11 protein-coding genes are annotated in these 15,281 nt (G+C 55.7%); 10 read left to right on the top strand and 1 reads right to left on the bottom strand.

The annotated features are described in order from the left end of the window. The first annotated feature begins 10 nt into the window (after positions 1-10). From tssM to ACA074_RS27675, 7 genes are all read left to right on the top strand, one after another. Positions 11-3,550, top strand: coding sequence for a type VI secretion system membrane subunit TssM (tssM, locus tag ACA074_RS27705; protein WP_497658340.1), 3,540 nt, complete (start codon positions 11-13; stop codon positions 3,548-3,550). After that, the gene (locus tag ACA074_RS27700) at positions 3,550-4,278 is read left to right on the top strand and encodes a PP2C family protein-serine/threonine phosphatase (protein WP_187677128.1); all 729 of its coding nucleotides are present in this window, start codon (positions 3,550-3,552) and stop codon (positions 4,276-4,278) included. The genes tssM and ACA074_RS27700 overlap by 1 nt, the downstream gene beginning before the upstream one ends. Next, positions 4,275-5,276 (top strand): serine/threonine-protein kinase, encoded by a 1,002-nt coding sequence (locus tag ACA074_RS27695; protein ID WP_187677127.1) that lies wholly within the window; start codon positions 4,275-4,277, stop codon positions 5,274-5,276. Before ACA074_RS27700 ends, ACA074_RS27695 begins: the two co-directional genes overlap by 4 nt. A 28-nt stretch (positions 5,277-5,304) precedes the next feature. Then, positions 5,305-7,359 (top strand): type VI secretion system Vgr family protein, encoded by a 2,055-nt coding sequence (locus tag ACA074_RS27690; RefSeq protein WP_497678153.1) that lies wholly within the window; start codon positions 5,305-5,307, stop codon positions 7,357-7,359. A gap of 51 nt (positions 7,360-7,410) precedes the next feature. Beyond that, positions 7,411-10,197, top strand: a complete 2,787-nt coding sequence (locus ACA074_RS27685) for a glycoside hydrolase family 19 protein (protein ID WP_497678152.1) — start codon at positions 7,411-7,413, stop codon at positions 10,195-10,197. Next, the gene (locus ACA074_RS27680; RefSeq protein ID WP_497678151.1) at positions 10,197-11,126 is read left to right on the top strand and encodes a tetratricopeptide repeat protein; all 930 of its coding nucleotides are present in this window, start codon (positions 10,197-10,199) and stop codon (positions 11,124-11,126) included. The genes ACA074_RS27685 and ACA074_RS27680 overlap by 1 nt, the downstream gene beginning before the upstream one ends. 225 nt (positions 11,127-11,351) lie before the next feature. Continuing rightward, a complete protein-coding gene (locus tag ACA074_RS27675; protein ID WP_497678150.1) occupies positions 11,352-11,966 on the top strand; it encodes a hypothetical protein in 615 nt (204 codons plus the stop codon). A 55-nt stretch (positions 11,967-12,021) separates the two neighbouring features. Here ACA074_RS27675 and ACA074_RS27670 read toward each other — a convergent pair whose 3' ends face one another. Further along, positions 12,022-12,408 carry a DUF6124 family protein gene (locus ACA074_RS27670; protein WP_497678149.1) on the bottom strand — a complete coding sequence of 129 codons (387 nt, stop codon included), beginning with the start codon at positions 12,406-12,408 and terminating at the stop codon, positions 12,022-12,024. Between the two features lie 507 nt (positions 12,409-12,915). Between ACA074_RS27670 and ACA074_RS27665 the strand changes: the two genes are divergently transcribed. The 3 genes from ACA074_RS27665 to ACA074_RS27655 are packed head-to-tail and all read left to right on the top strand — an operon-like array spanning position 12,916 to position 15,197. Next, positions 12,916-13,341 (top strand): hypothetical protein, encoded by a 426-nt coding sequence (locus ACA074_RS27665; RefSeq protein WP_497678148.1) that lies wholly within the window; start codon positions 12,916-12,918, stop codon positions 13,339-13,341. 9 nt (positions 13,342-13,350) lie between these two features. After that, complete coding sequence (locus tag ACA074_RS27660; protein ID WP_497678147.1) at positions 13,351-13,812, top strand: XAC2610-related protein; 462 nt, start codon at positions 13,351-13,353, stop codon at positions 13,810-13,812. A gap of 20 nt (positions 13,813-13,832) precedes the next feature. Beyond that, the gene (locus ACA074_RS27655) at positions 13,833-15,197 is read left to right on the top strand and encodes a lysozyme inhibitor LprI family protein (protein ID WP_497678146.1); all 1,365 of its coding nucleotides are present in this window, start codon (positions 13,833-13,835) and stop codon (positions 15,195-15,197) included. The last annotated feature ends 84 nt before the right edge of the window (positions 15,198-15,281 follow it).

Genomic DNA, 15,281 nt, shown 5'->3' with positions numbered 1-15,281 from the left:
GGGACGTGTGATGAAAAAGTTTTTCAAGAAAGTCGGCGCCTTCCTGCGCCAGACCTGGGTCTGGACCCTGCTGCTGGTGCTGTTCGTAGCGCTGCTGGTGTGGTTCGCAGGTCCATTGTTGGCGGTAGATGACTACAAGTTCTGGGAGAGCGCGACCTCGCGCCTGCTGACCATCAGCGTGCTGTTCCTGATCTGGGGCCTGACCATGGTCTTCGTCAGCTGGCGCGCCGGTGTACGCAAGAAAGAAGTCGAAGCCACCGAAGACGGCCAGGATCGTATCCGCCGTGAAGAGCTGATCGACGACGAGCAGAAAGAGTTGAAGGCGCGCTTCAAAGACGCGCTGAAAACCCTGAAGACTTCGAGCCTGTATCGCGGCCGCAGCGAACGCTGGCGCAGTGAATTGCCATGGTATCTGCTGATCGGCCCACAGGCGTCGGGCAAGACCAGCCTGCTGGACTTTTCCGGTCTGGAATTCCCGATCAACAAGATCGACCGCAAGCTGACCCGCGACACCCTCGGCACCCGGCATTGCGACTGGTACTTCGCCGACCACGGTGTGCTGATCGACACCGCCGGGCGTTACACCACCCAGCCGGACGCGGAAGTCGACGGCAGCGCCTGGCGCACCTTGCTGGAGCTGCTGCGCAAGCGTCGTCGCGGCCGTCCGTTGAACGGCGTGCTGGTAACCATTCCGGTGGAAACCCTCACCGGTGGCAGCGAGCAGGACATCGACACCCTGGCGCGCCAGGTACGCGGCCGTCTGCAAGACGTTTATCAGAAGCTGCACGTCGATGTGCCGGTCTATCTGGTGCTGAGCAAGGCTGACAAGCTGCTGGGCTTCGACGAGTTCTTCGATCAACTGACCCGCGAAGAAAGCGATCAGGTGCTGGGTACCAGTTTCCGCAAGGATCAACAGGGCACCGACGTGGCTGTGCTGCGCAACGAGTTCGAAGAACTGCTGCGTCGCCTCAATAGCCAGGTGATCATGCGCATGCACTCCGAGCGCGATACCCAGCGCCGTGGCCGCATCCTCGACTTCCCGCATCAACTGGGGCAGATCGGCGAGCGCCTGTGCCTGTTCGTCGACATGGCGTTCACCGGCAACCGTTATCAGCGTGCCACGCAACTGCGTGGTTTCTACCTGACCAGCGCCCCGCACCTGACGCAAGAGATGGACGCAACCACCGCCGGCATCGGTGCCAGCCTCGGCATGAATGCCGGTGTGCTGCCGACTCTGCGCAGCGGTCGTTCGCGGTTCATCCATCATCTGTTCAGCCAGGTGATTTTCCCCGAGGCCGATCTGGCCGGTCTGGACAAGCGCGAACGCAGCCGCATTCATTGGGGCCAGCGCGCGCTGTACGTCGGCGCACTGGCAGCACTGGCGCTGTTCGGCATGCTTTGGGCGGGCGGTTTCTCGGCCAACTACGAGCGTCTGGAAAACCTGCGCACACTGGCGCAGAACTGGACTCAGCAACGCACGGCGCTGTCCCCGCGTGATGACGCGATGGGCGCGCTGAAAACCCTCGACACCAGCTACGCGGCGACGCAGGCGTTCCCGAAAAAAGGCGACGTTTCGTACCACGAACGTGGTGGTCTGTATCAGGGCGAAGACGTCAATCCAGTGGTCAAAGTGGCTTACGAGCGCGAGCTTGAAACGCAACTGCTGCCTCGGGTTGCGACGATGCTCGAAGGGCAGATCCGCGCCAACATGAAGGACCGCGAAAAGCTGCTCAACAGCCTGCGTGCGTACCTGATGTTGAACATGAAAGATCGTCGCGACGCCGCATGGCTCAAGGACTGGGTCGCCACTGACTGGTCGCAGCGCTACACCGGCAACACCGCGGTGCAGAACGGTCTGAACACCCACCTCGAACGCCTGCTGAAGCAGCCGTTTATCTACCCGCTGAACGATCAGTTGGTGACGCAGGCACGTCAGGTTCTGCGCGCCGAATCACTGGCGACCGTGGTCTATCGCATGCTCCGCGAGCAGGCACGCAACCTGCCGGAATACCGCTTCAGCCAACACCTCGGCCCACAAGGCTCGCTGTTTATCGGCACCGAATACGTGATCCCGGGTTTCTACACCCAACAGGGTTATCAGCAGTACTTCTCGGTACAGGGTTCGGCGCTGGTCACCGACATCCTGCGTGACAACTGGGTGCTGGGCGAAGGCGTGGGCATCAGCGACATGGACTTGCGTCGCCTGATGGTCGAGCTGGAGCAACTGTACTTCCGCGACTACGCCAACTACTGGAGCGAGGCCGTTGGCCAGGTGGCTTTGCCGCCGATCAGCGACGCCGGTGAAGGCGCCGAGCAATTGGCGGGCCTGACTTCGGCCAACTCGCCGGTACTGGCATTGCTGACTGAAGTCCGCGAAAACACCCGCTTCGAAGCAGCCGCCGATCCGGTGGATGAAGCTGGTGATGCCGCTGATGCGCTGGCCGGCCAGAAGGGCAAGATTGGCAAAGTCGGCAAACTGGCCTCGGCCGTGGCGGACAAGGCTTCGGCCCTGAACGTCGCGAAAAATCTGCCGGACACCGCCAAGAAGTCCCTGCAACGTCGCTTCGAACCGCTGCATCGTTTGCTCGATGACAACAACGGCCCGGCCGCTGACCTGACTCCGGCCCTCAGCGCGCTCAACGACCTGCAACTGCAACTGTCCGGTCTGGCCCGTTCCAGTACGCCGGAACAAGCCGCCTTCGAAATGGCCAAAACCCGCATGAGCGGCCAGCGTGATGCGCTGACCAACCTGCGTGCCGCCTCGGGTCGTCTGCCGCGTCCGCTGAGCGTGTGGTTCAACGTGCTGGCCGAAGACTCGTGGCGCCTGGTGCTCAACGATGCTTACCAATACCTGAACGGCCGTTATCAGAACGAGCTGTACAGCGTGTATGGCAAAACCATCAGCAAGCGTTATCCGTTCAGCGCCAGCAGCACCAGCGACGTGGCGATCAGCGACTTCCGCGAGTTCTTCCGGGCTCAAGGTACCGTCGACCGCTTCTTCGACAGCTACATGCGTCCGTTCGTCAGCGGTGATCCGGGCAATTACCGGATGCGCAGCGTCGACGGCCACAGCCTGCCGGTGTCCAAGGTCTACCTCGATCAGATGGCTGCAGCGCTGACAATTCGTCAGAGCTTCTTCTCGATCAACCCGGCCGAGCCGACCGTGCAGTTCAAGCTTGAGCCGTACACCCTCGACCCGGCGGTCAGCCGTTCCGAATTCAAGTTCGGCGACAAGACCATGGAATACCGTCACGGCCCGATCCTGCCTATGTCGTTCAAGTGGCCGACCGATGCTGAAGACGGCCGCACCAGTCTGGTCATGGACAAAATGGCCGGGCGTCCGATCGGCATCGAGAAGAACTCCGGCCCATGGTCGCTGTTCCGTCTGTTCGACCTGATGCAGACCGAGTACCTGACCGGTCGCGACGTGCTGGTGCTGAAAGCCGACGTGGGTGGCCTGCGCGCTAACTACCTGCTGACCAGCCAACGCACGCCGAACCCGTTCGACATGGGCGTACTGCGCACCTTCCGTATGCCGGTGCAGCTCTGATGCTCGTGGCCAGTACCTGGCGCAGCGCGGCGCGTACCGACCCGGGCAAGGTGCGGGCGCGCAACGAAGATGCCTTCCTCGACTCGCCACAGCAGGGGCTGTGGGTGGTCGCGGACGGCATGGGCGGTCATCAGGGGGGCGACATCGCCAGCCAGTTGATCGTCGCCAGCCTGGCTGAGTTGCCGCAACACGAAGACTTCGACGAACGCCTCAAAGCCATCCGCCAGTGCCTGCACTGGCTGAACCGGCGTTTGGGGCAGGAGTTGACCGTCACTGCCGGCCGTCACGACAGCATCATGGGCAGCACCGTCGTGGCGCTGCTGGTGGAAGGCAATCGCGCGGCCTGCATCTGGGCCGGCGACAGCCGTTGCTATATGTGGCGCGGGCAGCGTCTGTATCAGCTGTCCAAAGACCACTCGCTGCAACAGCAATTGATCGACGAACAGCAAATGAGCGTCGAACAGGCGGCAGCGCATCCGGCGGCTCAGGCATTGACCCGAGCTGTTGGTGCGGCCGAAACACTGACCCTGGATGTGCTGGAACTTGAGGTGTATCCGGGCGATGCGTTTTTGCTCTGCAGCGATGGTTTGTACCAAGGCCTGAGCAGCGATGCCCTCGGCAACGCCCTCAGTCTGAGTGCGCCGCATGTGGCGCTGGAACGTTTGTTCGACGGCGCCCTGCGGGGCTCCGCTCGCGACAACCTGACTGCCGTGGTGATCCGCCAATGACCAATATCGAATCGCCAATCGATGACTTGCTGATGAGCGAAGAACAGGCCAACAACCTGACCTACTTCGCCTTCGCCAAGTCCAACAACGCAGAGCCTGCGCTGGCCCCGACCAAGGCCAGCATCGGTGCGCTGCCGGACGTGCTCGCCGGTCGTTACCACCTCGAGCGTCTGCTCGGGGCGGGCGGCATGGGTGCTGTCTACCGGGCAAGGGATCTGCTGCACGAACAGTTCGGCGATCCCGACCCTTACATTGCGCTGAAAATCCTCAGCGAAGAATTTGCCGAGTCGCCGGATGCCAGTGCCTTGCTCTACAGCGAGTTCGCCCTGACCCGACGCCTGCGCCACGACAACGTCGTGCGTGCGCACACCTTTGAAGTCGACACCGACTGCCAGCGGGCCTTCATCACCATGGAATACATGCGTGGCCTGACCCTGGACAAATTGCTCTGCGAGCGGCCCCTCGGCCTGCCGTGGAAAGAACTGCGCGACATCGTCCTGCCGCTGCTCGACACGCTGGCCTATGCCCACCGTCGCGGCGTGCTGCACGGTGACATGAAACCGAGCAACGTCATGCTCAGCGAAGACGGCCTGCGCCTCTTCGACTTCGGTTTGGGCCAGGCAGAAGAGGGCACCTTGCCCGGCCTGCCGCACCTCAGCCGTGAGCGCTTCAACGCCTGGACCCCGGGCTACGCCGCCCCCGAACTGCTTGAGGGCCAACCGTTGTCGGCCAGCGCGGACGTGTACGGCGTGGCCTGCGTGATCTATGAACTGGCGAGCGGCAAACACCCGTTCCGCCGCTTGCCCTCGACCCAGGCCCGCGACGAGCACCTGGAGCGCGAACTGCAAGCACCGCAAAACCTACCGAAACACTGTTGGCCAGCGCTGCAAACCGCGCTGAGCTTTGATCCGGCAGCACGCACCATCACTGCCGACCAACTGCGTGACGCCATGGGCGCCACTTCGTCCTGGCTACAACGTCTGCGACTTCGGGCGTAACGGATGACATTCGAACAGGGAGCACACGATGTTCAACTCAGCTAACGAAACCCACTTCAGCCTCAAGGTCGAAGACTACGTGGGCGACCTGCAAGTGCTGTCGTTTGTCGGCACCGAAGGCATCAGCCAGCCGTATCGCTTCGACCTCGAACTGGTCAGCGAAAACCCCGATCTCGACCTGGAAAAGCTCCTGCACAAGCAGGCCTTCCTGGCGTTCGATCCGCAGGGCAGCGGCATCCACGGCCAGATCTACCGCGTCGCCCAAGGCGATGCCGGCAAGCGCCTGACCCGCTACAAAGTGTCGATGGTGCCGCAACTGCAATACCTGCATCACCGCACCAACCAGCGCATCTACCAGCAGATGTCGGCGCCGAAAATCATCGCGCTGATCCTCGAAGAACACGGCATCAAGGGCAACGCCTACAGCTTCCAGCTCAGCCAGCCGTGCCCGGATCGCGACTACTGCGTGCAGTACGATGAAACCGACCTGCACTTCGTCCAGCGCCTGTGCGAAGAAGAAGGCATTCACTACCACTTCCAGCACAGCGACAAAGGCCACCTGCTGGTGTTCGGCGACGACCAGACCGTGTTCCCCGACCTCGGCCAGCCGACCGCGTATGTGCAAGGCAGCGGGATGGTCGCCGACGAACCGGTGATCAAAGGCTTCAAGCTGCGCCTGGAAACCCGCACCAGCCGCACCACGCGCCGCGACTACGACTTCGAAAAGCCGCGCCTGCAAATGGAAGCGGCGTACAAACCTGAAGGCGCTCTCGATAGCAAAGACGCCGAACCGGATCTCGAAGACTACGACTACCCCGGCCGCTTCATCGACCGCGCGCGCGGCAAGTTCCTCAGCCAACGCGCCCTCGAACGCCACCGCGCCGACTACCGCCAGGCCGAAGGTCGCGGCGACCAGACCAAACTGGTCAGCGGCCACTTCATGGCCATGTCCGATCACCCGCGCAGCGAGTGGAACGACCTGTGGTTGCTCACCGAAATCGTCCACGAAGGCAAACAGCCGCAAGTCCTCGAAGAAGGCGTGACCAGCGACACCACCGATAACAAGGACGACTTCCACCAGGGCTACCGCAACACCTTCCTCGCCACCCCGTGGGACGTGTTCTACCGCCCGGCGCTCGAACACCCGAAACCCCGCGTCCTCGGCAGCCAGACCGCCCACGTCACCGGCCCCAAAGGCGAAGAAATCCACTGCGACCAATACGGCCGCATCAAAGTCCAATTCCACTGGGACCGCGAAGGCCTGGCCGACGACAAAACCAGCTGCTGGCTGCGCGTCTCCAGCTCCTGGGCCGGCGACCGCTACGGTGCCATCAGCATCCCGCGCATCGGCATGGAAGTCCTCGTCACCTTCCTTGAAGGCGACCCCGACCAACCGCTGGTGACCGGCTGCCTGTACCACAAGGAAAACCCGGTGCCGTATGCACTGCCGGCGAACAAGACTCGCAGCGTGTTCAAAACACTCAGCTCCCCGGGGGGCGGCGGTTACAACGAACTGCGCATCGAAGACAAAAAAGGCGCCGAGCAGATCTACATCCACGCCCAGCGCGATTGGGATGAAAACGTTGAGCACGACCAGAAGATTCGGGTCGGCAACGAACGCCACGACACGGTGGTGAAGAACACCTACACCGAGCTCAAGGCTGAAGAACACCGCACCACGATTTCCGATCGCAAGATTGAAGCGAAGCTCGATGATCACCTGACGGTTGGGCAGAACCAGCATGTGAAGCTGGGGACGGCGCAACTGACCAGCGTGGGGAAAGAGATACACCTCAAGGCTGGGGACAAGATTGTTATTGAGGCGGGGACAGAGCTGACCATCTTGGGTGGTGGGAGCTTTATCAAGCTTGATGGCGGTGGTGTGACGGTGGTTGGGCCGGTGATCAAGATCAATGCCGGTGGCTCGGCTGGTTCCGGCACGGGGATCGGGATTAAACCGCCGGTGCTGCCGGGGGCGGCGGATAAGGATAAGGCGGGGAGTTTGATGGATCAGGCGTTGTTGAATGCGTCTGAGGAGAAGATCAAACGCAAACCGAAGCGCATGCTCAATTTTTCCGGGTAAGACATCGACGGCAATCCAAGCCACCAGGGATCAGAATTCAGGTAATTGGTAATGACAGAGACAACGAACAAAATTCAAAAATGGTCGTATCCCCTGAAAGTGGGGACAGCTGAAGCGACCGATCCGCAGCAGTTCTACAAGGCGTTAGCCAAAGCGAAGGATGGTTACTATCCGCTGGGGGCCAATGGGCTTTGGCATGGTGGTGTGCATTTCGATGAAGCTTCGGGTTTGGTCAGCGATCTGACGGAGGTCAGATGCATCGCTGATGGAGAGGTCGTCGCGTACCGCATCGACGAGAAGTACCCGACTTCTGATTTTGGTTCGACACCCTCGGTTTATTCGACTGGGTTTGTGCTGGTAAAGCATCGCCTTGAACTTCCGGCACCTCCTGCGCCAGGAGCGGCTCCTGCTACGCCCGGGCCAAGCCTCACATTCTTCAGCCTCTATATGCACCTGCTGGACTGGGAAGGTTACAAAGCGAACCCCACGCTTAAAGACCGGCCGGGTTTCTGGGGAAAGGGGCTTTATGAAGTTAAGGCCAATGCTCCAGACAAGCCTTTGGGCATACGGATGCGAAGTGGTAACGCCGGACACTTTCCCGTCTTGGCAGTTTTGCCCCGGGGGACGACCGTGGTTACACAACCTGCCCCAGCGAATCAAATGTGGGTTGCGGTTATCAGCGTTAGTCCTGAAATCGCAGGCTTACCTGCGGGCGGATGGGTATATAAGGGTCAATTGAAAGACTTGGGGGGTGGCAAGTATTTCGTGGGTAACGAAGCTCAAGATCCTATCCCTGGAGGCGCTCAGCACGGAGCGAATATCCGCGGCGCCCATACCAGCGGCCTCCCGCTTAGCCACTTACCAGCAGGCGCACAAGTACGGCTTGGTGACGAAGCGACACCTAACAACTTTCGTAAACTCGCCGAAATCGTCAGTGGCCAGGCAACGCCAGCCTTAGCGCCCGGTGCAGATGGGAAGCTTCCTGGGTTTATTTGGCTGCAATCACTTACGCCAAAGAGTGAGCCGCACAGCCCGATGGGAGATGTTGTTGTCCTCTCTCCGACATATAAGATCAAGGCTGGTGAGGTTCTAGGGCATGTTGGCAAGTATCAGAATCATTCAGATGCAGCTCCGAAGAACCTTCTGCACCTAGAGGTTTTTAGCTGTGAGGATGTGAAAGCTTTCACTGAGCAAAGTAAAGCTAAGGCTGGCGGTTTTCCCGTCGCTGAGAAATCTATAGTAAAAATTCCAGTAGGCACCAAGCTTATAACTCATGTGCAGGGAATGGACGCTACGAACCCACCTAAAGCATCGGATGCTGGGAGCGATGTAGGGTACGACTTTTATGTTCCTGTAGGATTGCTGGAGGCTTTACCTGCGGACAAAAAAATAAAACAAGCAGTCACAATGGGGCAGTCAACAACAACCACTTATTGGTGGCGTTTAGATGGTCTTTTAGGAGACAAGGACGGTAACGGGATTGATGGTTGGTTTGCGGAGCAAGATACAGTCATCTCGCGACATTCCCCATTTGAATGGACCGGCTTTAACTTTATTGAAGAGACCACCAGTAACGCCGATCACTTTGCAGCGTTTCTGCATGCTCAAGAAAACCTCAATGAGCAGGAACGGGACAGCTATTTGCCAAACGTTGAGGCAGCCATTGCAGGCTCGGTTAACGAGACGTTGTATAAAATACTTGACCGGAACGGCGACAAAAAACTCGCCCCGTCTGAAATCGCAGATGCATTGAGTAAACCTTGGTTCTCTCAACCAATATCGCAAATGGTAACCCGATATGAAAATGAGTGGGACTTCAAGAAGGATAAGTGGGATGCGTTAGACGAAATCATTGGGCATAGCGATTCCGAGCCCCACAAAGAATGGTTAGAAGAAAAAACGAGGATTGAGAAACTCGGTTGGTGGAGCAAATTGCTAGGGCAGCATGGAATAACCGGCAATGCGAATGTGCAGCATATACACCCCATTGGGCTAATTTCGTCATTTGCACATGCAGGTGGATGTAGCTGTTCGGATACTATTACGAAAGCACAAATGAAGTTGATTGACCCTGCGGCAACTCAAGCAAATATTGATAAATATACAGATCTTTTAGGTGGGATGTTTCAGAGGTCTGGAGTCAATAAATGTATAAGTAAGGCGCATATTATTGCGCAAATGCTGCATGAGAGCGGGCATCTGCACTATACTGTAGAAGTACTAGATTCAACTAAGCCTTTGCCAACATATCACCCTTATATTGGTCGCGGCCTTATGCAAATAACCCATAGGGTCAATTATGAGGCCTATGGCCAGTTCGCTGGTGAAAGTTTCATAGGTGCGCCAAATTGTAATAAGCTTGGCCAGTTGCCGCATAGCGTGCTTTCAGCAGGTTGGTACTGGGTCGACTATAAAAAGATTATATCTCACTCGGATGCGGATGATTTTATATACTGTACGATTTTGGTGAATGGTGGTTTGAATAATTATGATGAAAGATTATTGTTTTTGAATAATGCTCTAAAAGCCTTGGATATAAAAGGGTGTGCGAAACTGAATAAGTCTGGCACCTATGACTTGTGCGATAGTAAGGCATATAACAAAGCTAAGTTTTCGTTTGCTTGGGGACTGTGGAGCGATCCCGCCGGCGGAAAAGAGGGAAAGACGCCGGACGCTACGCAAGCGATAATAGGATATAAGCGGTTTTTGGAGTTGTATAATTCGGACTCGGCAGTAAGTGGAAATACCAACACTAAGTACTACGCGTCAGGACGAATAGCATCAGTAGCTAAACAACACGCCGAAGCGCGCATCCTTGCACTTGGGGGGACATTATAATGAGAATTGCAGTTTTTTTTGTTTTCGTGTTCATGGCAACAGTGGCAAGTGCAAACTCTAGCTGCGAGGCTGATCTAAATGGGGACGGAGTCTGCGATTCGTATAGTGTTAGCCCGCTCGAGGATGACGGTACAGTTTCGCGAATCACTATCGATATAGGCGGGAGCGACAAGTCAGTTACGGGAAATTTTGAACTTGGAGATGGTGGGCTGTCTGTAGGTTATCTACCAAGCGAATTCTCGTTGTTACTGGATTTTTATACTCGTAATACTGATCTTACGCAGTATAGTTTTAGATGGAGCTCTGCGCAGAAAGATTGGGTGCTCTATAAAAAATCTACATGGGTTGAACCTAGTAGGGATGAAAAGTATACCTTGGGTGGTGAGAAGGTACCAATTGAAGCTTTGTTTCCGCAGCAGTTTGATGTTCAGCGTATAGCGTGTTGCACGCTGTTTTCTCAGTTCTCTGAAAATGGGCCTAATTTTCGTTCTTTGAATGATGAGGCTCAGCTTGCAGAAGTCAGGAAAGATTTTAAATACATCCTTGGTAAGCTTCCTCAGGGCGAAAAAGGAGAGTTGTTTTATGGGGTCGATGATGGCGGTAATAAAGTAAGAAGGAGCATTCCCCAGGAGCTGGTGTATGAGCTGACTTTGATAGTGTCCGATGATAATGTCGGGCCGCTAAATGATTATGCCTATTATTTGTATCGTAACAAAAATAGCGTTTTAGCTGCTTTGCTTTTGAAGGAGATTCATAAAAAATTCCCGGAGAGAGTCGTTGCAATATTGAATTTGGCAGATGCGTATTGGGATATAGGTATGAAGTCCGACGCGTGTCCGCTTTATAAAGAATATATCGCTAAAATGACAAAAAACGGAAAGGGTGGACGTATTCCACAGTCGGCTAAATCTCGAGAAAACTGTAGTTGATATGACCAATAGTAGGGGTGGGAACAGATCACGTTTTAGTAATTATCAGAAAAACGTGGTCTGTCCCATTTTTCCGGCAGACACAAAAATTCTTAGCTTGACTCGGCAAGTAAACAGGGGAGCTCTTCACCTTGTAAGGCGTAGGCACTTCTTTAAGCATGCCTATTATTTACTTTCGGAGTTAGTATCTTCGCCGCCGAGTGCTTTTCATAAGAGGTCATTGTGATGAAGGCTTATTTGTTTCTGTTTGTTGGCTTTGCACTCTGCGCGTTTTTTTTGCCAGTTGCTCAATCAGAGCCTCTAGATAATTGCGGTGTTGTAATTCCCGAGATTCCTGGTTTTAAGCTGAGTGTGAGAGCAGAGGATGGCGTGTGTTATGGTGAGCTTATTTCGAGCATTAATTTAAATCCAGGTGTTTTGACGGATGAGAATGTTTTCCTAATTGAGCCTGTTGAGTTTGAGAAGATCTTGGCTGCATCTGGGCGCTTCGATAACAATGGTAAATACATATACAACTACGCTGCTGATGATTCTTTTCAGCAAGGCGTGCAGACGGGAGCGGTAGATCTTGCTCATTCATCAGCGTCGGGTTCCGCCGAAGTCAGAGTATTAATGTCCCCTTTTATGCTTTGGGATTCTGATGAAGACATTGCTGCTGCTGATCGCAAATTCTCATTGAAAAAAAAGGGGCTGTGGTTCGACTGTTTCTATGGATTGAAAGGTGTGAAAGGTTCCACGGTCAAGTTTTCAGCATGTGTGCCTAGGTCGAATCTAAAAGGTGATCCTAAGTTATCTGATATTCGATCGTCATTTGAGGCTATAACACCTAGCAAGAACTAGTTGCACAGTGGAATAGGGACGGATTTTCAGATTAATCCGTCCCCACTTACCTTTTTTACGTCTTCGCTTCCTGCCTTGCCGCGATCAACTCTTCCAGATGATCCAACGCACGTTCCACCATGAGCTGCGCACCATCGGCAATACGACTCAGTGCCAATGCCACCGAGCGGTTTGAGCCTTCGACATCGTCCGCTAATTTTGCGGCGATGGCGCTGATGGACAGCATGTCTTCGGAGGCGTTGGCCAAGAGGGCTTCCGAGTCGATGTCATTGGAGACGGTGAAAAGTCTGCCTTTGCGGCGTTTGGACGGTTTGTCGTTGGTAGGCGGGAAGTAGTGGGCGAAGGCGCGGTCGGCGGCTTCTTTGTCGAGCGTCGCAGTGTCGAGGGATTCTTCGGCGGGGGTGCCAGTATTTTCTGGTGGGTTTGGCGTTACTTTGAACATAGATACACCCGATATGAGTATTTATAGGGACTGACACCCGTTCGCTTGCATTCGAATGAAGGTGGCAGCTGTACGCAGGTGTGCAAGACCGGGCATATCGGACCCGGCAGACCCCAGAGGGACCTCCCGCGCACAGCCGCCATAAATCGTCATAGCGAGCATTTGAAAGCTCGAAACTCTGGCTAGGCGTTTGTGCGGCGATATGTACCGGACTTGCACGTCCGTGTCACCGTTTTTTGCGGCGACACATCAAGGTTAGCGGTGAAAGCAAGGGGCGGATAGTTCATGGGTGGCTCGGCGTCTTGCGGGAAATGTCCGACGAACATGACAGCCGTTTAGCAGGAGACCGAAAGATCGTGACTTCTGTTTAAGTGGTTGCGACACAGTGAGGATCGGTCTGACAACAACGGCCTATCCACGTAACCGACGCCTACCGATGACAGGTTTTTTGCTGGAGAAAGTCGGGAGTGGAACAGCAGTGAACCCGACTCTCATAAGGAAATGAACATGAAAAAAGTACTTCTTCTGCTGGTTAGCCTCTTCCCGCTGATGGCGCACAGCGCAGTCACTACCGAATCACTCTGCTTCGAACTCTCGAAATCCAGCCCGGTAAAGTTCGAACTCCGCACTTATTACGACGAAGCCAGCAAATGGTCGGGCGGCTTCGTCAAGTACGCCAAGTCCAGTGAACCCATTTCCATTGTGCTGACGGATTCAGAAAACGAAATCCTCGACCCGGATGCTCCCTGGCAGCACACCAGAACTTGGTCTGAAGTCGTCAACGGCAAGGTCACGGGCACTTATGAGTTGATAACTCAAGGCTCACAGATCGTCTCGATGTCTTACACAAAGCAGTCCAGCGGCAAGGTATACAGCTTCGGAATCAATACCAGCATCGACTCCTCTCTGGAGTCCGGATGCAAGTTGGAGTAGGGCGAGTACATGCAATTCAAAACTTTGGCGTTATCACTGCTCGGCCTGATGTGGACGATCCCGGCGTTGGCCGAAACCACCACGTTCAGCCCAACCAAAGGCGTCGACGCGACGCTGGTTCTCGAAGGCGCCAAGCTGAACATCGCGGTTAAAGGCGAAACGCACAACGAGTCTCGGACAATCGATTTTGAAGCCGTAAACGAACTCCATGTGCAGTTCGATGATTTCAATTTCGACGGCGCCCAGGATTTCGCGATCTGGCAGCTGGATGACGGCATGGGCACTTACGACTACTACCGGGTATTCGTTTACCAAGCCAAAACCGGCACGTTCGAAGAGTTGCAACCGGACTGCGGCGATGGCTTTGTTAACCTGCGCGTCGACAAAAAACGTAAGGCGTTGCTCAGCACTTACTGGGAAATGAACATACCCAAGCAATGCATCACCCGATTCACCAAACGCAAAGCCTGAATGACTCAAGGAAGAACACTGTGAACCGTTTTATTTTTACCCTGCTGGCCGTGCTGCTGCCGGTTTCAGCGGCCTATGCGCAGGATGACTGCAGCCATGTCACCTCCAGTCTGGAAATGGTGCCTTGCTCGGAGGCGGCGAAGAAGGCTGCCGATGCGCAGTTGAATGTCAGCTACAAGCAATTGATGGCGCGGCTTGAATCTGACTATCGAACAGATCCTGCGTTGGGCGCGGAGTACGCGGCGAAGGTCAAGGAGTCGCAGCGTGCATGGCTGAAATTGCGCGATGTGAACTGTCCGTTGGAGGCGTTCGAGATCGAGGTGGGTAAGCCTGCTTACGTGGCGGTCAGCAACTTGTGCATCGCCAGAATGAGTCGCGAGCGCTCGGCATATCTGGACAAGATCGTCCCTGCTCTTGCGTCCGATAAGAGCGCTTCGACGGCGCCGGCCAGCGGCGCTTGTCCTTCGGAGGAGTTCCCTGCTTTCCTGACAGCGTTTTCCGCCAACAGCGAATCACAACGCCGTCTCACTGCGATGACGGTCAAGTCGCTGGTGTTGAAACCGGTAGCAGGAAAGGATCGAAGTACTTTTGAGCCTTCGACCTCGGGTGTTAGCGGCACCAGTTTCAGCTATCCACTGATGGCCGCCATCACACCCGGCAAGACACCTGGAGTCGAAATCGAAGAAGTGGACGACAGTCACGTCAACGTGGTTGATAAGCGAGGGGGGAACAGCAATGTGAAAATCTTCAACTTCTCTCGTCAGGCATGTTGGGTGCTTGAGGGGATTGAGGATTGGTCGATCAGCGAAAAGGATCTTGTCGCAACGGAAAACCCTGGAATGAGCCGCGCCGAGAACTTCTGTTATCAACGTGCAGAAGCGTTAGGTGGGCTAGGGTTTCTTGAGCAATACCCGCTGACCGTGGAGTTGATTGAAGCGTCCCTGGAGAATTTTGTGTGTGCTGCAGAGTCGGGTGACGCACAGGCGAGTCTTTCGGCGGCAAGCCTGAGCCTTTCGCAAATGGCGTCTCAGTTGGAAACCCCTAAGGTTGATGCGCTGTTCAAAGCGGCCTCGAAAATACCGAGTGGCGCGTTGGCCTATGCCACGTTTTTTTGTGTCGGAAACTCCACCGACTACAACGGCCCTTGCCTCCATCCCAAGCAGGCAGAAGAGCAGGTCATTCGGGCGATTACCATGGGTTCCACAGACGCGATGAGTTATCTGGCTTCTACCTTTGAGGGTGGCGAGTTGGGAACGAAGGATATGTCCCGAGCGTTAGCCTGTTATCAAATGGCGGCTGACAAAGGTGATCAGTCGAGCATCGACAATGTGAAGCGATTGGGATCGCAGGTCACAGAGCCGATCAAGGCAAGTCACTGCATTTGAAGTTCGCAGTCATGTTTGATGCGCTTTCGCACGCGTTGAGCCTGAATCCCTCACGGTAAAACGTTTCGTGGTTGAACGTCTGAC

Source organism: Pseudomonas sp. LBUM1655, from assembly GCF_059716085.1.
The sequence above is the reverse complement of the archived record's forward strand: the minus strand, read 5'-3'. Positions and strand labels throughout refer to the sequence as shown.

What these genes read in the sequence shown, in the direction of transcription:
- ACA074_RS27690 (WP_497678153.1), top strand. Translation starts at nt 5,305, where the DNA reads ATGTTCAACTCAGCTAACGAAACCCACTTCAGCCTCAAGGTCGAAGAC.
- ACA074_RS27685 (WP_497678152.1), top strand. Translation starts at nt 7,411, where the DNA reads ATGACAGAGACAACGAACAAAATTCAAAAATGGTCGTATCCCCTGAAA.
- ACA074_RS27680 (WP_497678151.1), top strand. Translation starts at nt 10,197, where the DNA reads ATGAGAATTGCAGTTTTTTTTGTTTTCGTGTTCATGGCAACAGTGGCA.
- ACA074_RS27665 (WP_497678148.1), top strand. Translation starts at nt 12,916, where the DNA reads ATGAAAAAAGTACTTCTTCTGCTGGTTAGCCTCTTCCCGCTGATGGCG.
- ACA074_RS27670 (WP_497678149.1), bottom strand. Translation starts at nt 12,408, where the DNA reads ATGTTCAAAGTAACGCCAAACCCACCAGAAAATACTGGCACCCCCGCC.
- ACA074_RS27675 (WP_497678150.1), top strand. Translation starts at nt 11,352, where the DNA reads ATGAAGGCTTATTTGTTTCTGTTTGTTGGCTTTGCACTCTGCGCGTTT.
- tssM (WP_497658340.1), top strand. Translation starts at nt 11, where the DNA reads ATGAAAAAGTTTTTCAAGAAAGTCGGCGCCTTCCTGCGCCAGACCTGG.
- ACA074_RS27700 (WP_187677128.1), top strand. Translation starts at nt 3,550, where the DNA reads ATGCTCGTGGCCAGTACCTGGCGCAGCGCGGCGCGTACCGACCCGGGC.
- ACA074_RS27660 (WP_497678147.1), top strand. Translation starts at nt 13,351, where the DNA reads ATGCAATTCAAAACTTTGGCGTTATCACTGCTCGGCCTGATGTGGACG.
- ACA074_RS27695 (WP_187677127.1), top strand. Translation starts at nt 4,275, where the DNA reads ATGACCAATATCGAATCGCCAATCGATGACTTGCTGATGAGCGAAGAA.